Below are 18,578 nucleotides of genomic sequence, written 5' to 3'. Positions count from 1 at the left end.
GCGCACCTGATTAAATTGTCAACATTTAATTAATCAGGCGTCATCAGCTTTTTTGGAGCGGTTGGGTAAGGAAGAACACCATTTCCTTTTTTGTCTGCTGCAAACTTACATAAAATGCTTTATATTCACGTATGCTTAACAGCAAAATCGATCTCTTGGTTTTATTGGAAGCTTCTTAGGACTTCAATTGGCCAATCTGATGTAATATTTTAATAAGTTCTTCTGATTTGTTTGTGCCAATAAGTAGTTTCTTACCGTTGGTAAACTCAAGCTGCAACCCCTTGTTGCCCGAAACATTATATGCCTTGCCTTTTCCAAAGAAACTAAACCGCAATCCCCAACCTCCATATTCGCTTATCGGCGAATACACTCTGACATAACACTTGGTCAAGATATCCCAAGGATAACGTTTATATTTGAGGTGAAAAGGAAAGAAACGAACATATATTCCATCTACTTTAACTTGGGTGACAAGACGACAGCTAACAAATAACAATGTCAATATGATGGTCAGTCCCGTAGCTATTAAAAGTTCAGTGTCGCTCATCGGCTTATCACCAAATTGCTGTCCACCGACAACTTGTTTAAAAACACCGTAGAGGAAAAACCCATTAAGGATCAGCAGGATTAACCAAATCCACCATTGCTTAAATCTTTGTCTTTCTACAAATAAAGTTTCATTGTCCATTTCTCAATATGCCATTCTTCGCACATTAAATTTACGAAAACAAATAGGACTTTTTCGTTTTCTTGGCAGAAAAACTAAAGCCGCTTTTGTTTTGTTGTATGATATGCCGTAAATTAACAGGAGATAACAACACAATATGGCTTTTTTAGATTATTATAAGGTATTAGGACTTGACAAGTCGGCCAGTCCGGACGACATCAAAAAAGCGTATCGCAAGCTCGCACGTAAATATCATCCGGATTTAAATCCCAATGACGAAGAGGCGAAAAAGAAGTTCCAGGAACTCAATGAAGCGAACGAAGTATTGACCGATCCGGAAAAGAGAAAAAAATATGACCAGTATGGTGAAAACTGGAAGCATGGTGAAGAATACGACCGTGCACAGCAGCAGTATCGCCAACAGTCAGGTGGTGGCCGTACCCAAAATCCTTTCGAGGGTTTTGACTTCAACTACAGCGGCAACTACGATACGGGCGAGTACTCCGACTTTTTCGAACAGATGTTCGGCTCACGCTTTGGTGGTGGACGGAGAAGTGCCTATCGCGGACAAGATTATCAGGCTGAAGTCGAATTGACGTTATCCCAGGCTGCAACAACCCACCAACAGACGTTTACGATTAATGGCAAAAATATCCGTATCACCATTCCGGCAGGTGTGGAAGACGGCCAAAAGATCCGGCTGAAAGGTCAGGGTTCCGAAGGAACGAATGGTGGACCAAAAGGCGATCTTTACATTACTTTTCTCGTAAAGAGTGACCCGCGCTTTCAACGGAAAGGAAATGATCTTTATTCCAAAGTAGAAATTGACCTCTATACGGCGCTTTTGGGGGGCGAGGCCATCGTAGAAACGTTGTCGGGGAAGATCAAAGTTAAAATAAAACCGGAAACGCAAAGTGGCACCAAGATCAGGCTTCGGGGAAAAGGCTTTCCAGTTTATAAAAAAGAGGATAGTTTCGGCGATTTCTATGCGGAGGTGTTGGTTAAGCTGCCGACGAATCTGAACGAGGAACAGAAGAAACTTATACAACAATTAGCAGACATCAGTAAGTAGCGCTATGGAACGTACTTTATTCAAAATCGTCGACATCTGTCGAGTTCATCGACTCGAAGAAACCTTTATATACGAACTCTATCGTAATGGACTCATTGAAATCATCCTCGAGAATGAGCAGGATTGCATCGATGAAGAGCAATTACCCTTGATTGAAAAGTTCTCCAATTGGCATTACGATCTAGAGCTCAACATGCAAGGTATTGAAGTAGTTTCACGCCTTTTGGAGCGTATCGAACAGTTACAACAGGAAGTTCGGGCTCTAAAACGTGGGTAATTTATCCCCTACAAATCTCCTGCAGTTTCGCAACCACAATATCGATCTCCGCTCGCGTATTGTTTTTACTGAAAGAAAAGCGGATAGCAGGCCGATCATTCTTTGCTTGTATCGCCTGAAGCACATGTGAACCAATATTCGACCCCGAACTGCAAGCACTGCCGCCCGACACCGATATCCCATCGATATCCAGATTAAACAACAACATATCATCCATATCCGTACAAGGCAAAGACACGTTCAGCACTGTGTATAAGGATTGATCCGCATCGACATTACCATTGAAACGGACATCCGGAATAACCTCCTGAAGCCGTGTTATCATGTAATCTTTCAATCCCTGTATATAAGCCCGATGTTCCTCCATATCACGATAGGCGATTTCCAAAGCCTTCGCCAAGCCGACAATACCATATACATTCTCGGTACCACCTCGCATATTACGCTCTTGCGCTCCCCCGTAGATGAAAGGTTTAATCTTATTTTTTGAATTGATATATAAGAAGCCTACACCCTTCGGACCGTGAAACTTGTGCGCCGCGCCGGTAATAAAATCAATGTGCAATTGCGATAAGTCATGCGGATAATGCCCCATGGTCTGCACGGTATCCGAGTGGAATACAGCGTTATATTGTTGACACAGCTCAGACACCCGCTGAATGTCCGTGAGATTACCCAATTCGTTATTTGCATGCATTAAAGACACCAATGCTTTCGGATGAGCAGCCAATAGCTGTTCCAGATGTTCATAATCTACATTACCCGTCGCATCCAACTGCACCAGGTGGAGAAACACCTTTCCCGTCTTTTCCAGTTCTTCCACGGTATGCAAAACAGCATGGTGCTCTACTGCAGAAGTGATGATATTCGTAACACCCAAATCTTCCACAGATCGAACAATTGCCATATTATCCGCTTCTGTTCCACCCGACGTAAAGAAAATTTCTGCAGGAGAAGCATGGAGCAGTTGGGCAATGGTTTTACGCGCTTTTTCGACAATTGTTTTCGCACGGCGGCCATGCGCATGTATAGAAGAAGGGTTACCAAAGTCGTCCTTCATGACCTCGACCATCACGTCAATAACCTCTGGGTCTAAGGGTGTGGTCGCGGCATTGTCTAAATATATTTGCATGATGCAAAATTAGGGATTTGCCCACGAAATATGGAATTATTTCGATTTTGTTATAGGCAACCATAAACTGAAAAGTGATAATATTCCTCCTACCAATGCCAGATACACCACTACATCCCCTATCCTTGTATAAATAGTCAGTTCCTCATTAAGATTAATTTCCTGATGAAGCGCTGCGGGCACCCACCATTCGGTACGCTGGACGATATCGCCACGTTGGTTGATAAATCCTGATATACCCGTATTAGCTGAACGAACCACCCAACGACGGTTCTCGATCGCACGTAACCGGGCGTAATCCAAGTGCTGGTCTTTTCCTGATGTATCTTCCCACCAGCCGTCATTGGTGACAACCGCAATAAACTGGGCTCCCTTTTGCACATACTGACGCACATAATTACCCCAAATCGATTCATAACAAATGACCGGCGCCGCTCCTATCCCACTTTGGGCATAAAAAACTGAAGGTTCAGTATCTCGTCCATATCCACCGGTAGTACCACCAAAATGTTTAAAAAGCGGCTTCATAAATTCCAGAACGCCACCGAATGGCATCTGCTCGACACCCGGTACCAACTTAGACTTATGGTAAAACTGAAGCTTGCTCGAGCCGTCGATAAGCACCGCAGCATTGTAACTATCAACATACTGCCCGGCAAAAGATCGGGCCGTACGTGTCTGTTGCTCCGGGAACAAAGCATAACTTTCTATTCCGGACAAGACATTGCCGTTGCGATAATTGCCTAAAAAGTCTACGATGGACTGGTAGCTCGGATAAGACCGGAACTCCTCTTCATTAATTCCCCCACGCGCGGAAATAGCAGTCTCCGGCCAGACAAAAAACTCGGTATTCGGTCGAGCTACGCTGGCGGAAAGTTCCATAAGCCGTTGCAACTGCTCTTCAGGAGGAATAGAACCGAATTTTCCATAAGGATCGATATTAGGTTGCACAACAACCACATCCGAAGGATTAACATGTTCCTTATAGCCGGAGTATTGAACCAAAGATACCGTCACAGGGATAACAATCGCGGCGATTGTTGCTATCGCCAGTCTACGTTGGGGCAGAATATATACCTTTTGTGTCTTTTGCCAATATAAAAGAAACAGCAGAATATTAATTCCCCAGATCCACAGCGTACCTCCATATACGCCCGTAATACTATACCACTGCACGATTTCATGAAAATTGGCAAAGCCATTGCCCAAGGTCATCCAAGGAAAAGCCAAATCCCAGGACTGATGAAGGTATTCATAGGCGATCCAAAAGGAGACCAACCCCATGAAACTCCATCCTATCGCCCAACGTTTACGCAATTGATAGTATAATCGAAATGCCGTGGCCATGAGCAGGGGTGCCAGACAAAACGGTATTAAGGCAATCAGTAAAGATACCACCGTCGGCAAATAGGCATGCATAGCATGAAATACCCAATAGATCGAAGCGGTATTCCAGACGACTCCCGTCAGAAAAGCCAGTCCAAATATTTTTCTTCCTTTCTTGTCAACATCGCTACGCATAACCCGTTCGACAGCGACCAGTAACGGTACAAAACCTATCCATAGGAGAAAGCTACTGTAGGGTATAGGTGGCCAGGCCAACCACAGTATGAAGGCACTCAGCAGCGCTAATAAATAGTTGTTTTTCACGTATACTATAATTGAGAAAGAAGTTCAGATTTTTTGCTTTCGTATTCCGCTCTCGTTATGAGCTGTTTATCGTAGAGACTTTTTAGTTTTTTAAGTTTCAACGTCAGTTCATCATCTTCTTCTGTCAAGGGCTGATTTACAATAGGCGCTTCCTCCTTCTCAACAAGAGGATCCGGAGCACCCACATCTACCGCCGTCGCATCCTCGATTGGAAACTTTTCTTCTTCTACTGAGGTATCATCATCGTTTGCTTCCGTTAGCTCGGTAGAATCTTCTTTATCTGCTGCCCGCTGGCGATACATATCATTGATTGAAGGCACTTTGCCTTCTGCATTTGTCGACATCACGGGAGGAGCGACAGGAGCGTGATGTCCTTCTTTGACTACCACATCCTTACCGTTTTCCAGTGCATCCTTAATGAGCTGGTATAACTTTCTGGCTTGCACCTTCGGAATGTAGTCAATGCTCAAATTCTCTCCCGTAAAGGGTATGACGGTCACTTTGGAACCAAATATTTCTTCTTTAAAGGCGATATCCTTAATGTCTGTCCAGGAGAAAATCTCAAAATTCGTGGCCAGCCCCAATTTGGTAAACTCACACAAAAAAATCCGCTTATTACTGATCGTTATGCTATCCGGAAACAAGGTCACTGCCGGTTTCTTCTGTATGGCGATATAATTGATTGCTTCGCCATGGGTCAGCATATCGATGATTTTCTTATATATCTTTTCAACAACCTTGGGATCCTGACCATCCTGTATGAATTTATCCATATTCCTTCTTTAAATCGTATGCGTAAAGTTAACTATTCTAATCCGGCCACACAAAACACAAACTCACCCTTGATGACGTTGCTTTCAAAATGCTGTTTCAGTTCAAGCAAACTTCCGCGTACATTCTCCTCATAGATTTTACTGAGTTCCCGCGAAATGGATGCTTGCCGTTCTGTACCAAAATAATGGATCAGTTCATCGATGGTCTTCAACAAGCGATGAGGCGATTCGTAAAAAATCATGGTACGTTTTTCAGTCGCCAACGCTTTCAATCGCGTCTGCCGACCTTTCTTGACGGGTAAAAAACCCTCAAAACAAAATCGGTCATTTGGCAATCCGGAATTGACCAATGCCGGAACGAAAGCTGTGGCGCCCGGCAGGCACTGTACCGTAATTCCTTCTTTAATAGCTTCCCGGACAAGCAAAAATCCGGGATCCGAAATAGCGGGAGTACCCGCATCCGATATGAGGGCTATTTGCTGACCCTCTTTCAGAAATTTGATAATCTCCGATACCGCCTTGTGTTCATTATGTTGATGATGGGCAAATACTTTCTTGTCGATACCGAAATGTTTGAGTAGAGGTGCACTGGTGCGCGTATCTTCGGCCAAAATAACATCCGATTCCTTCAAGATACGTATGGCTCGGAAAGTCATATCCTCCAGATTGCCTATAGGGGTAGGAACTAAATACAGCATGATCAAAGTTATACTTTTTTACGCATAGTAAAGCTATTTTTGGTAATTTGCGGGCCTTAACGTTACAACTATGCATTTGATATATCAAGGTAAGACCAAAGATGTCTACAAACTGGACAACAACCAAATTCTATTAAAATTCAAAGATGATGTCACAGGTGAAAATGGCGTATTCGACCCGGGAGCCAATACCGTCGGACTAACTATTGAAGGGGCCGGAAAATCGGGATTGAAGATGACCAAATTTTTTTATGAATTACTGAATAGCCGCGGCATCCCCACACATTTTATCGCTGCGGATCTCGATGAGGTATCCATGACCGTAAAAGAAGCACAGGTATTGGGCAAAGGTTTGGAAGTTATCTGCCGTTATAAAGCTGTCGGCAGTTTCTATAGGCGCTATGCGGCTTACTGTACCGAAGGTCAGGACCTGGATCGCTTCGTGGAAGTTACCATCAAAGATGACGAACGCGGGGATCCTGTTATTTCGGACGATGCACTTGCCCAATTAGGCATTCTACCGCACGCTTTATATCAGGAACTTAAGGAATTGACCCGACAGATCTGTGACATCGTAAAAGAAGAGCTGGCAAAGAAAGGATTGGAGCTATACGATATTAAATTGGAATTTGGTTACGACAAAGCCACCAACCAACTTCTTTTGATCGACGAGATTTCGGGGGGAAATATGCGAGTGTATCAAGGTGGAACCTATATACCACCGCTCGAGCTGGAAAAGATATTTTTGAGTTAATATACGCTTAAAAGATTCTTTCTTCGGGCAGGTCTAATCATCCAATTTAATAATACGGATATTATCGTGATAGGCAATCCGGGTAAGCACATTATCCGTTAATATAACATTCCCCTCATCATCTTTTCCTGCTTCACGATATACACCCCATTTGATATAACCCTTTTGTCCATTATTCAACTGGGTACCCGTAAAGGTTACCAAATTATCTTGCTGAAAACGCAAAACATACGCGGTTTCGTCTTCATATTTGGTGTAAATTTTAAAATAACCCGTATTGTCCGTAGTCCATTTTACGTCTATCCTAAAATCTATCCATCTGTTGATATTAGGTCTGAAATCGCTTATCACGATGCCGTTTCCAGCTGGTCCAAACCGAACGGTAATAGCATGTCGTTTGGTCAGAAGCCTGACGGGCACAGGGTCACCCCCCGAGACTTTCAATTGAAAAATATTGTCTCCATAAGGTGTATCGACTGTATTCCACGGCTCCCAGTCTCTTAGGTAAACGCTAAATTCATAACGACGCTCCATACCTGGAAAAAACAGCGCAGGCAAGTACTCCAGCGCGTCGGCTTCGCTTCTGTAGGCTTCCGCAGAATAATAATCGGCTTCGCCCAACGTAACTTTATGGGCAATCCCCCGGGTACTGTTTCTGCTAGGACTAATGATGTATGCCGCATCGGCTCCCGGAGCCACTGTACCCCGTATACCGACAATTCCCGAGTTGAGTGTACCCGACTCGTAATCCACGTTCAGAATAGTATCATTAACCGGATTTTCATCTTTCGGAAGCCAAGTTTTTGTACCCTCTTTTTTATCCGTTGGCGGACTGGCTACTTCTTTCTTTCCGCAACAGGCTATGGCTAATAGTATGCAAATCGCCAATAGATAATTTTTAATTCTATTTTCCATATGGTATTTAATTAAAAAACTCTTCAAGGATCTTGGCTGCCTTGAAGAGTTGAATGAAGATATTATCTAGCATATTATTAAGAATATACTATTCCCAGAGTGGATTTTGGTCAAACTGCGTCATTAAATCTTTATCCCGTTGGGGAATGGGAAACAATTCGTGCTTGCCCTTTGTCGTATAACCAGGCTGTCCCACAACATAATTTGGTGATCCAGCAGATTCCCACCACGACCCCAATGCTTCAGCAGTAGCCTTTACGGTTTCATAATATACACCCCAACGTACAAGATCAAGCCTTCTATGTCCTTCAAAAGCCAGCTCAAAGGCACGTTCCTTATGAACAGCTTCCTGAAAAGCACCCTCTCCCAGACCAGCAGGTATATCCGCCAAATTGCTCGCCGCTTCAACAGGGAGTCCATACCCCCTTCTACGCACCATGTTAATAGCTGTATATGCATCAGTCGTTGGCCCATGTTTCCATTCATTCAAAGCTTCGGCATACAATAACAACACATCTGCATAACGTAATACATACCAGTTGACATTCGATTTATCATTATTAATCAGGCTATTGCTCTGCGGGACATATTTCTCTGTATCCCATTTAGCCGGCGTATAATTTTGCTTTTCCTTTTGCCGTTTGGTCGGATCAGCATCGTTCGCCTGTGCGGTCTCCTCACTATCACTTGCTCCTTTCGCATATAGCACTTTATCATCATTATACTGATAATTTGCTACGGAAATATCCCTGCGCAAGTCTTCCGCATAAGTCCGCCAATCCAGCACAAAAGTATGTATTACCTTTACATTCCCTGCATTCCGGCCACGCACACCAGCAATGGCTGAAGTTTTCACACCATTCCATTTCCCAATACGTCCGACGGGATCAGACCCAAGCGTAGCTGTAGGTGAATAAAATGAAACTTCGATCAAACTTTCTTGCGGATTCCAGATACCTGCGCCAGCATTTTTCCACAGTTGCTCATAGTCGCTTAAAAGACTATGCTTATTGGATTCGACCAATATTTGGGCGGTTTTAGCAGCCATTTCCCATTTTGACTCATCCCGAACCGGGTAACCGGCCCATGTCGCATATACCTTGGCCAATAATCCCAATGCCGATCCACGAGAGAAGCGGTAACTACTGTTGCTTCGATACGTATCATCCACTGCGTAAGGGAGATTTTCCGCCGCATACTGCAAATCCTGTTCGATAAATTCGTATACTTTGACAGGATCTTCCTGCACAAACGTCGACGGATGTTGATACGACATACTCGTATTCGTAATCAAAGCGATATGCCCAAACCGTTGCAATAATTCAAAGTAATATAAAGCACGCAATCCTCTCGCTTCAGCCATATAGATTGTAGCCAACTCTTGATCGACCTGCGAATAGGTTACCATCTTCTGTTCTATACTTTCCAGAAAATCATTGGCATTATAAATGGAGTTGTATAACATGCCCCATGTCTCCTGTATCTCGGCCTGATTGGCAGAAAACGAATTTGTCGGTATGATACGGAAGTTCTCATTCGAGCTACCCTCTACCTGAGAAATATCTGTTCCCATCGTAAAGAGGATAGAAAGATGATAGCCATACATATCATCCGTTACCATATTCCGATAAACTCCCAATAGGACGTTCTCGGCTTCAGCAGCATTGCGCATATACGTACTCTTATCGATTTCTGTTCTTGACTCTTCCAGCAAATAATCTGAACAGGACAGATGTACCAAAAGTAACGCCGGTACAAGGATATAATAAATTATTCTTTTCATCTTTTCTTTGTTTTTAATTAAAACTGAAACTCCAATCCAAACGTGAAGACTTTACTTCGAGGATAGGCTCCCCAGTCTACACCCGGAGTCATCGGATTACGTGCAAAGCTACTGACCTCCGGATCAAAGCCACTGTATCCTGCAAAGGTCACCAAATTTTGTGCGGAAGCAAATAGACGGGCACTAGATACATAAGCTTTCTTTGTCCATGAAGTTGGCAAGGTATAACCTAAAGCTACATTTTTTAACCGTAAGAAAGAGCCGTCTTCTACAAAACGTGAATAAATATCGTTCGTCACATAGCCATTGGTAGACGGCACTTTATTGGAGGCATGCGTAGGCGTCCATCTATCCGCCACTTCGGCCAACATATTTCGACGTCCCGAACGAGATTGTGTCGCATACATCCGCGTAGCGTTGAATATATCATTGCCATAGTTAAATTGCACAAAGACACTCAAATCAATACCCTTATAATTAAAGGTATTAGTAAAACCACCAAACCATTTCGGTATTGCATTCCCGATGATCGTGCGATCATCTGTCGTGATAATACCATCTCCATTCTGGTCTGTATATTTTACCATACCCGGCTCTATACTGGAGAAACGCGTATTGTTGGTTATTCCTTCTTTCAGCATTAATGTACCATCCGGTGTCGTATTGAAATCACTGTATTGATAGATCCCATCAAATTCATAACCATAAATAAGCCCTAAGGACTGGCCGACGATAGCGGCATAATCGTTGTCGGTTACATTTCCATCAAAACCCGAACGACTATACATGGCGTTTACCCCCGACTGCAGTGATACCAGCTCATTCCGGATAAAGGAGATATTAAAAGCCGACTCCCAGGAGAAATCCCGTTTTTGAATGGGTTTACCTGTGATGCTCAATTCTATACCTTTATTCCGGATTTTTCCAATATTCTGATATTGAGACGAGAAGCCCGTTACCTCAGCCAATGCCTGTGCCAATAAAAGGTCTTTTGTATCTTTTATAAAGAAATCCGTAACCATGCTTAGGCGATTGTTGAAAAATCCCCAGTCCAGCCCCAGATTGATTGTCGAAGAACCTTCCCATTTTAGATTTTCGTTTTTGAGCTGTTTGGGTGTCAATACGATATAGGTAGTCGTTCCGATGCCATATTTGCTCAGTTCATAGAGGTCTAACGAAAGGAAGTTCGAAATGCGGTCATTCCCCACGACGCCCCACCCGGCACGAAGTTTCAGGTTGGATAAAGCCCGGATGTCTTTCATGAAACCCTCCTCCGAGATACGCCAAGCGGCTGCAAAGGAAGGGAAGTATCCCCATTTATTTTTACTGGAAAATACAGTAGAGCCATCTGCCCGCATTGTTGCCGTCAACAAATATTTACTGTCATAATTATAGTTGGCCCGTGCAAAGAAGGATAAGAGCTTTTTATCGAAAAAGTCCGATGTGACAATACTCGGGGTAGCACCAACACCCAAATTATCATTGCCCAGATTGTCGAAAGGAAAATCCATTGACTGCCCTAACAGACTTTCCGAACTACGGTAGGAAGCTTCCTGCCCGATCATGACATCGTATTGATTTTTGTCATCAATTTTCTTTTTCCAAGTCAGGTTATTATAGTTGACCCATCGCACATCTTTGCCCATCTGGGTCTGCCCGTAGGGTTTCTGCCCATTCCGGTAGGCTTCTTTCGAATCAGTTTTATAGAACAGATCATTTCGTCTGTTGGTCGTATTGTATGTTCCCGCAGACCGAAACGTAAGGCCTCGGATGATCTCCCAGTTGACAGACATGTTGGCAACCCATTGTTCCTGTCCCCTATTATTGGTTACCGATTGTGTTTGCAAAACCGGATTGACCTGTGCCAAACTCTGGCCATCTTCCAACATTTCGGGGTCTATAGCGGTATTTAACAATGTATAATCATCAATCCGTAAGCCACCGGTAGGACGTGCACTGAAAATCTGTGCCAGCATATTAAAACGTCCATTGTCCGCAGTAGTACCTACACCAGACCGCATAACGTTTGCATAACTTACCCGAGCATCCAAGGTAATCTTATTGGTCAGCTTCTGGTTGATCCGCATGTTGGCCGTTGTCCGGTCAAAACCACTGTTATTAAAAATTCCGTCTTCATTGTATTTATTAAACGAAAAATTGTATTTCGTTGCTTCCACACCGCCGTTGACTGCTACATTATGATCCATGGACCAGGTCGGACGAAACGTTTCGGCTTGCCAGTTTATCCCGGAAACACCGATGTAATCTTCGGCTGTCTGATAACGATAGGGAACACCTTCGTCATCCTCTCCCTCACGGTAGTATGTATTGGCATAATTGCTGTTGACATCTGCCTGTAGTTTGACGAACTCATAGGGGCTCAATAGTTCCATTTCCTTATAAATCCGACGATTGGTACTCGAACCGGTATACGTGATCCGCGGCCTGCCGATCTTACCCGATTTGGTCGTGATCAGCACCACGCCATTCGCTGCACGAGCACCATATATCGCCGAAGCCGATGCATCTTTGAGTACGTCGATTGTCTCGATATCCGTGTTGGATAGAAAATCCAAACTACTGACTTCAAAACCGTCTACAATATACAACGGAGATCCATCACCTGTCAATGTACCTACACCACGGATGTTGACCGAAAACCCAGAGCCGGGCTCGCCATCGAATTGTGTAATCTGTACCCCGGCAACTTTTCCGCCCATGGCTTCCAGCACAGAACTTGACTTGAAACCTTCGACTTCCTTGCCACTGACCGATGCGATAGAGCCTGTCAAATCGCTACGCTTGCTGGTACCGTACCCCACGACGACGACTTCCTCCAGAGCAGACGCTTCGGGCTGTAGGCGAATGATAAAATCATTCTGACCGCTGACACGAAGTGTTTGAGCCACATAGCCCAAATAGCTAATCTCCAAAGTCTGCCCCTGGTTGATGCGCAAAGCAAATTTTCCACTTTCATCCGTTGTCGTACTGGCTGACTGTCCGACGACCGACACCGAAGCTCCTTTCAACGGAACATCCGCTTCATTCAGGACGGTGCCATTTACCGTGACGCGTTGTGCATATAGGCTTACAGACCACAGTAGGGCCAAGATGAACATGATGTTACCCTTATCTATACTTATCTTTTTTATCATATTGTACATGTCTGTTCTATTTAAAATTTCGTGTCAAACCATAAAACAATTGGGAATATCTGACTTCCATTATTTATAGTCGTTAAATCAGATGAAAATGTAATCTGGCCGATCATAGTACCATTTGCCGGCTCACCATCCGCAATCCATCTATTCGGATTGACTACTACGCTATACGTATTCGGATCAACATAGGCTAAAGGCAAACTGAGATTCCCCGTATTACTATAATAGGAAAGGGCATCTTTAGAACCGTAGTTTGGATTAGTGCCTTTAGAATCAGCGTAATTTTTGAAAAGCTGGCGCATCAACGAACCCTCAACACTCGGCTGTCCGTCCATATGCGTACCAAAGAAATTATAGTAATTGAATGTCCGTCTGTAATCCATAAAAAAATTAGACATATCACTAACACCGGTAATTACCGGATTTGCCGAGTGCCCCCCTGAGTTAGGATTCACCTGAAAAACAAAAGGTGAATACTCTACCAACACCGAATTTACCGGTTCTGAGTTATGAAAAAAGATCGGGGTTTTCACCGAATACTCCGATGGCGTCCCTTTACCAGCTGTCGCTGTAACCATGATAATAGCACATTGACTCGTTTTCGGATTACTACCGCCTAATGTGATTTCGCCGGTGGTTGAATTGATACTTGCTCCGCCTGCTTGATGAACTTGGCTAATTTCATAAACTAAGGACACTGTTGCATCTGTTTCCGCCACACCACTGCTAAATCCGGCCGTAGAAGTACCCGCCGCAATACGGAATTGATTTGCATAATTTTCCGCAGGTGTCAGACCAAGATTATTGCCATACCGCACAAATGTAAAGAAATTCGGATTTGCACTGACGGTCAGCGTAAATGACGCGATAGTCGGATTGGCTTCCTCGCTCTTCGGATTCGTTGCTTTGACACGTACCGTATAACTACCAATTGGAATAGTATTTCCTCTTTCGGCACTGATCTTTCCTTGAAGATCGATAGAAATATTCCCCTGTAATGCTGCCGGTAAGTCTACAAATTCAAAACGCACTTCGTCCCCTTTGAATCCAGGATTCAGATCATTATCAAAGGGAACAGCCTGTATCGCCTGCACATTCGGGTAAGCAAAACCTTGTATGGGCTCGATAAACTCAACCACTTGCAGTAGGAATACATTTTCAAAATCTACGCCCTCTGCGGAATAGATATTCTTTACATTCACTGAGACCTGGAACTCCTCTCCAGCTACTAGACCATGGTCCTGCGCTACGGATATAACACCTGTTTGGGGGTCAATCTTTATTTTATCGGTCGCAGGTGTTACACTTTTTAGGGTATACACTAAATCATCCGGAGAACCTTTAAGCACCGGTACGGTGCTGGTGTAGGTAGTTTTACCACTTAAGGCCGTTTCTTCCTCGATCTTGCCCGATGCAGGGGCATAGGTCAACGCTAAAGGTTTGGACGTAATATTGATCTCGATTGCATTTTCAAAGATGCCTTCGTCCTCTCCCGATGCGCCTGTCGTCAATTTGAGCGACAGCACATATTTGCCGGGCACAAGCGTATTGTCTCCACGTACAATAGATATAAGTCCAGTAGAGGAAATATCAAAATATTTGGAGAAATCACTTTGTGCAATCTCATATTTGCGAATAGACACGTGGTCGCCGTCGGTTGTAACCTGCGCCGTAGGTAGTTCTACCTCACTTGTAGCATCGATGACATCACCATAGTCTACAGTGAGCTTATTCGGCACAACGGCAATACCATCCGGGACAGGTTTCATCATATTCACCTCGACAATATCGGCAAACTCATGCTGGATACCGTTCGCAGAACAACTGATGGTCAGTTTATACAACCCTACTGGCATACCGGCTGTTTCACGTACACTGATTTCACCTTTTTCCGGATCGATCTCAAAACCACCGCCCGAATATGCTACGTCATCCAGCGTGATGCGGACAATTTTAAAGTCAGAAGGTGTACCACCAATAAAGGAAGGTGAACTGATTATTCCCGTCATCGACGGGCCTATATCTGTCATACCGGTGTAGTACAGTGTAAAATCTGCGCTATCCACGACTTCCGTTTTCTTACACGCTGTCGTGACAAACAGAAGGATCAATCCCCATGACATGCATTGTTTTAATTTAAGTTTTATATGTATTAGGTCCATAATAAAATGTGTTATAAATTACAAGTAAGATTATAGGCAATGCCATCGACGCTGACTTGAAGATCAACGCCTGAGTCCCGAAAAGGTTGTGTAAAAGCTGCGGTAACGGGAATTGTTCCAGCCTGTTCGCCAGGATACAAGACGGTAATATAGCGCACCGTCTGGTTATCATTTTTTATCATATTTACCGAATAAGCCTTACGGTCGAAGGATACTCCCGGTGTATAAGATACTTTTCCATTGAAAGGAACTGTCGTCAAACTTCCATTTCCGAATGTACGAACCAGTATATTGTTACCGTCTGCGAAGGCCGTATGTGCGCCGTTTTTGTCGGTGCTGATAATGACTTCGCTATCACCTTCGCACAGATTGAAATTCAGATTTACTGTACCTGTTCCCGTCCCTATCCCTTCATCGACCAACACAAAGAATTTCTTATCGACAAAGAATACATAACGGCGATGTTTCAAGTTATTATAACCTTGATTTTCAGTCGCTATTATTTCAGTTGAGCCGTTAGAGACAACAGCGAGAGACTTGCCCTTCGCATTCGCAATATTCTGGCCACCCAGTGTCATTGTATTATGCACCTTTGTCTGACGGTACCAAAGCCGATCTGTATTATCACCATCGCCGGTATAGGCATATACACCTGCGTCAGGAAAAAAGTTTCGCCCTTTATGATAAAGTTCAAAAGTGCCATTATCCGGTTGATTGTGGCTCCATACAGCCATGGAGTTCTCTGAATAATTGTTACTGAGAATCAGCATGGTCGACAGACGATCCCATCCATTCCGTAGCACATAATACCCCGATGTCGTAAAAGCTTTCGGAGCCGTCGAGGGTTTCGTACCACGTTGCCCGTAGGTGCCCATATACAACAACTCCATGTCCTGGGGAAACATTTCATTATACCGTGTGTAGTTACGGTTGAGTACAGATCTGGTCCAAGAACTTTGGCGGGTATCGTTAAAACCCGGTACAAGATAGCCGTTGCTCGGATTCGTAAAATAGTTCGGATACGTAAAATGCATGACTACTTGTGCAGCCTTATGCAGATATTGGTTAAAATCGGCCGCTACCGGACCTACAATATGCTTGTTGGCGTCTGCGAGCTTCATCACCTCGTAAAAATCAGCAATAGCACTAATGTGATAACTGAAATCCAATTCATAATGCATCCCGTCATCGAGGAATTGCTTTTGCACTTCTGTCCCTAACGTCTCAAATCCCGTTTCCATCCATGTCGATGCATTCTTAAATTCGGGAAACAATACACCTGCAAAGGCAAGCGCACTCGCTTGTGCTATTAAAATATTTCCTTCCGAATACGGATATCTGATTAAGAAATCAGCATGTTCAGCAAAATGAACCATAAATTCAGAAAACCATTCTGGCGTAAAATTTACAGAGTTTTTATAGTAATCAAACAGCTGTGTCTGTCCCAACACGCGTTCTGCAACCTGAAGTTGCCACCACGTGGTCGTATTGGTGCCACTTGCTGGCATGGGATTATTTTTCAACCAATCGTTATACACACTGATCCACGATTGAATATACCGCTCATCTTTACTGACCCGATATACTTTAGCCTGCGGAACGAACCATTGGTGGCGGTGCAACTGTTTTTGGTATTCATTATCTGCACCTGCTGGTTCAAACAACCAATTTATCGCTCCATCTTTGGTTAACGAATAGGGTTGTTTCGTCGCTCCATCTTCATAATAGTTATTGACAAAAAAGCGATTATTATCCAATGCGTAATTCGCTTTTGACTTATCATCTTCCGTCGCTGTTACGTTAAGCAGCGAAACACTGGTATTGGTAATACCGCTTCTCAACCGATAATAGGTAAGGATGGCGCTGACCGCATCGTAATACATATCCGCCTCATAAAGTGCCTTAGCCTTTTCCAATCCCGGATAATCCAAATTGATCTGCTCAAAAAGGGCAGCATTGATCACACCGTTTGGCTTGGCAGGTCCACCATTTTCTGGGCCACCCGTACTGCCGGGCTCAACTTCCTTACTACAGGAAGAAAGCGCAATGGCTACGAGTATATAAAAGAAGTACTTCATGTTTTCTATAATTTAATGGGTTATAATTTGAATAGTTCTTTCAATTTTACAGTCTTATTGGCAATCAAGGGCTGGGCGTAGTAGGCTAAATATAGAATATACCCCACTGTCGCATAAAGGATGATCATCGCATAACGTAGGCCCACCCAATCACCCAGCGCGCCTACCAGTAAGGGAACAAGTGCGCCGCCGAAGATACCTGAACATAATATTCCCGAGAAAGAGCCATGATGTGCCGATATGGAGTTGAGTGCTAATGAAAAGATAATCGAAAACATAACGGATATGGTAAACCCACATGTCATAAAGGCATAATAGGAAACTGCACTACTGCCAAACAATGCTAACGATATTGCAGTCAGCGCGAGTACAGCCGCTGTTTTAAGTACCCATTTGGAATCGAAAAGTTTAAGAAATACCAAGCCTAATAGACATCCTATTGACATCAATCCCCAAAACCAAGCAATAGCTGTAGCTCCTTGTGTGGTTGGGTCTATGTTGTGATATTGTTTTAGAAACTGCGACATCCAATTGGCAATAGCCTGCTCTGTACCTACATACGCGACGATACCGAAGAAAAACAAAATCACCTTCTTGTCCTTGAGCAGATCAAGATAAACAGCTCCGGTACCGGATTTTTCATCATCTTTAAGCTCAACCTTGGGTATCTTAATCGTAAAAAGTAATACAAAAATCAGGACAAAGATCATGGTAAACAGCCCATACAGGGCTGTCCAGTGCATATCACCATTCACTAAAGACGAAAATAAATTTAGAAATCCGTTGCCCTGTACAGGCGATGATAAACCCTCCATCATATAGGTAAAGACAAATGGACTTACAAAAGAACCCGCTCCAAAAATCAACTGCGCCAGGACAGAATAAAAGGCAAAATGCTCCTCACCTCCTGCCACGCGCATTAAGGGATTGATAATCACTTGCAACATGGCCATACCAATGCCAATGATAAAGAGTGATGCCAACGCCACAGCATATACCGGATATAGAACAATGGCGAGCGCACCTATAAAATTAAGTGCGAATGCTATGAGCATTGCTCTTTTTCCCCCCAACCGCTCCGTCATGATACCAGCTGGAATAGACATAACACCATAAGCCAGAAAAAAGGAAAAGGGTAAAAAAGCAGCCATGGTGAGGTTTAGCTTATAGGTTTCGATAACTATAGGCATCAAAGGTCCCATAATGTTTGTCACAAAGGAAATTACAAACCAAATCACCAATATCACCCCTACTAAAAAATTACTTCGTTGCATCATCGATTAAAGTATCGTTGTTAACATTTAGGTTTCTTTCTCACCGTATCATCCCCCCTTATCATAACATTTACCAAGTCATAAATTGGTATCAATGATGTAGCGAATTTAGTGTAGATCGCCTTTTTAGGATTTCAATTTTGATTAATATTGTTTTAGAATTGACTAAAATCGAGGAATAA

At 43.5% G+C, this 18,578-nt stretch carries 14 protein-coding genes and 1 riboswitch; of the genes, 3 read left to right on the top strand and 11 right to left on the bottom strand.

Annotated features, from left to right (window positions below):
* Positions 1–27: 27 nt before the first annotated feature.
* Positions 28–95, bottom strand: a riboswitch (Fluoride riboswitch).
* A gap of 80 nt (positions 96–175) precedes the next feature.
* The gene (locus G5B30_RS13220) at positions 176–688 is read right to left on the bottom strand and encodes a DUF6141 family protein (protein ID WP_165320474.1); all 513 of its coding nucleotides are present in this window, start codon (positions 686–688) and stop codon (positions 176–178) included.
* 136 nt (positions 689–824) lie between these two features.
* Between G5B30_RS13220 and G5B30_RS13215 the strand changes: the two genes are divergently transcribed.
* Positions 825–1,739: a DnaJ C-terminal domain-containing protein gene (locus G5B30_RS13215; protein WP_165320473.1), complete on the top strand. Its 915-nt coding sequence runs from the start codon at positions 825–827 to the stop codon at positions 1,737–1,739.
* A gap of 4 nt (positions 1,740–1,743) precedes the next feature.
* Positions 1,744–2,016 carry a chaperone modulator CbpM gene (locus tag G5B30_RS13210; RefSeq protein ID WP_165320472.1) on the top strand — a complete coding sequence of 91 codons (273 nt, stop codon included), beginning with the start codon at positions 1,744–1,746 and terminating at the stop codon, positions 2,014–2,016.
* A gap of 1 nt (position 2,017) precedes the next feature.
* Here G5B30_RS13210 and G5B30_RS13205 read toward each other — a convergent pair whose 3' ends face one another.
* From G5B30_RS13205 to rsmI, 4 genes are read right to left on the bottom strand one after another with little or no spacing between them, the layout of a single operon-like run.
* A complete protein-coding gene (locus G5B30_RS13205; protein ID WP_165320471.1) occupies positions 2,018–3,148 on the bottom strand; it encodes a cysteine desulfurase family protein in 1,131 nt (376 codons plus the stop codon).
* Between the two features lie 36 nt (positions 3,149–3,184).
* Positions 3,185–4,798 (bottom strand): apolipoprotein N-acyltransferase, encoded by a 1,614-nt coding sequence (lnt, locus tag G5B30_RS13200; protein WP_165320470.1) that lies wholly within the window; start codon positions 4,796–4,798, stop codon positions 3,185–3,187.
* Between the two features lie 5 nt (positions 4,799–4,803).
* A complete protein-coding gene (locus tag G5B30_RS13195) occupies positions 4,804–5,571 on the bottom strand; it encodes a PH domain-containing protein (protein WP_165320469.1) in 768 nt (255 codons plus the stop codon).
* A 32-nt stretch (positions 5,572–5,603) separates the two neighbouring features.
* A complete protein-coding gene (gene rsmI / locus G5B30_RS13190; RefSeq protein ID WP_165320468.1) occupies positions 5,604–6,269 on the bottom strand; it encodes a 16S rRNA (cytidine(1402)-2'-O)-methyltransferase in 666 nt (221 codons plus the stop codon).
* A gap of 70 nt (positions 6,270–6,339) precedes the next feature.
* Between rsmI and G5B30_RS13185 the strand changes: the two genes are divergently transcribed.
* On the top strand, positions 6,340–7,023 hold the full coding sequence (locus tag G5B30_RS13185; protein WP_165320467.1) for a phosphoribosylaminoimidazolesuccinocarboxamide synthase: 684 nt from the start codon (positions 6,340–6,342) through the stop codon (positions 7,021–7,023).
* 33 nt (positions 7,024–7,056) lie between these two features.
* Here the strand turns inward: G5B30_RS13185 and G5B30_RS13180 are convergent, their stop codons facing one another.
* The 6 genes from G5B30_RS13180 to G5B30_RS13155 all read right to left on the bottom strand — a co-directional run bounded on the left by G5B30_RS13180 (position 7,057) and on the right by G5B30_RS13155 (position 18,399).
* On the bottom strand, positions 7,057–7,938 hold the full coding sequence (locus tag G5B30_RS13180) for a heparin lyase I family protein (RefSeq protein ID WP_165320466.1): 882 nt from the start codon (positions 7,936–7,938) through the stop codon (positions 7,057–7,059).
* Between the two features lie 88 nt (positions 7,939–8,026).
* Positions 8,027–9,721 carry a RagB/SusD family nutrient uptake outer membrane protein gene (locus G5B30_RS13175; protein WP_165320465.1) on the bottom strand — a complete coding sequence of 565 codons (1,695 nt, stop codon included), beginning with the start codon at positions 9,719–9,721 and terminating at the stop codon, positions 8,027–8,029.
* A 17-nt stretch (positions 9,722–9,738) separates the two neighbouring features.
* A complete protein-coding gene (locus G5B30_RS13170) occupies positions 9,739–12,885 on the bottom strand; it encodes a SusC/RagA family TonB-linked outer membrane protein (RefSeq protein WP_240903213.1) in 3,147 nt (1,048 codons plus the stop codon).
* Between the two features lie 11 nt (positions 12,886–12,896).
* The gene (locus G5B30_RS13165) at positions 12,897–15,005 is read right to left on the bottom strand and encodes a surface glycan-binding family protein (RefSeq protein ID WP_165320464.1); all 2,109 of its coding nucleotides are present in this window, start codon (positions 15,003–15,005) and stop codon (positions 12,897–12,899) included.
* Between the two features lie 50 nt (positions 15,006–15,055).
* Complete coding sequence (hepC, locus tag G5B30_RS13160) at positions 15,056–17,122, bottom strand: heparin-sulfate lyase HepC (RefSeq protein ID WP_165320463.1); 2,067 nt, start codon at positions 17,120–17,122, stop codon at positions 15,056–15,058.
* A gap of 20 nt (positions 17,123–17,142) precedes the next feature.
* Positions 17,143–18,399, bottom strand: a complete 1,257-nt coding sequence (locus tag G5B30_RS13155; RefSeq protein WP_240903212.1) for an MFS transporter — start codon at positions 18,397–18,399, stop codon at positions 17,143–17,145.
* Between the last annotated feature and the right edge of the window lie 179 nt (positions 18,400–18,578).

This window comes from Sphingobacterium sp. SGG-5, assembly GCF_011043525.1.
GTDB lineage: Bacteria > Bacteroidota > Bacteroidia > Sphingobacteriales > Sphingobacteriaceae > Sphingobacterium.
This window is presented reverse-complemented; position numbering and strand designations above follow the sequence as displayed.

Bases quoted from the DNA above. Each gene is read 5' to 3' on its own strand.
- hepC (WP_165320463.1), bottom strand. From the start codon at position 17,122: ATGAAGTACTTCTTTTATATACTCGTAGCCATTGCGCTTTCTTCCTGT.
- G5B30_RS13175 (WP_165320465.1), bottom strand. From the start codon at position 9,721: ATGAAAAGAATAATTTATTATATCCTTGTACCGGCGTTACTTTTGGTA.
- G5B30_RS13195 (WP_165320469.1), bottom strand. From the start codon at position 5,571: ATGGATAAATTCATACAGGATGGTCAGGATCCCAAGGTTGTTGAAAAG.
- G5B30_RS13210 (WP_165320472.1), top strand. From the start codon at position 1,744: ATGGAACGTACTTTATTCAAAATCGTCGACATCTGTCGAGTTCATCGA.
- G5B30_RS13185 (WP_165320467.1), top strand. From the start codon at position 6,340: ATGCATTTGATATATCAAGGTAAGACCAAAGATGTCTACAAACTGGAC.
- G5B30_RS13155 (WP_240903212.1), bottom strand. From the start codon at position 18,399: ATGATGCAACGAAGTAATTTTTTAGTAGGGGTGATATTGGTGATTTGG.
- G5B30_RS13215 (WP_165320473.1), top strand. From the start codon at position 825: ATGGCTTTTTTAGATTATTATAAGGTATTAGGACTTGACAAGTCGGCC.
- G5B30_RS13180 (WP_165320466.1), bottom strand. From the start codon at position 7,938: ATGGAAAATAGAATTAAAAATTATCTATTGGCGATTTGCATACTATTA.
- G5B30_RS13205 (WP_165320471.1), bottom strand. From the start codon at position 3,148: ATGCAAATATATTTAGACAATGCCGCGACCACACCCTTAGACCCAGAG.
- G5B30_RS13220 (WP_165320474.1), bottom strand. From the start codon at position 688: ATGGACAATGAAACTTTATTTGTAGAAAGACAAAGATTTAAGCAATGG.
- G5B30_RS13170 (WP_240903213.1), bottom strand. From the start codon at position 12,885: ATGTACAATATGATAAAAAAGATAAGTATAGATAAGGGTAACATCATG.
- rsmI (WP_165320468.1), bottom strand. From the start codon at position 6,269: ATGCTGTATTTAGTTCCTACCCCTATAGGCAATCTGGAGGATATGACT.
- G5B30_RS13165 (WP_165320464.1), bottom strand. From the start codon at position 15,005: ATGTCATGGGGATTGATCCTTCTGTTTGTCACGACAGCGTGTAAGAAA.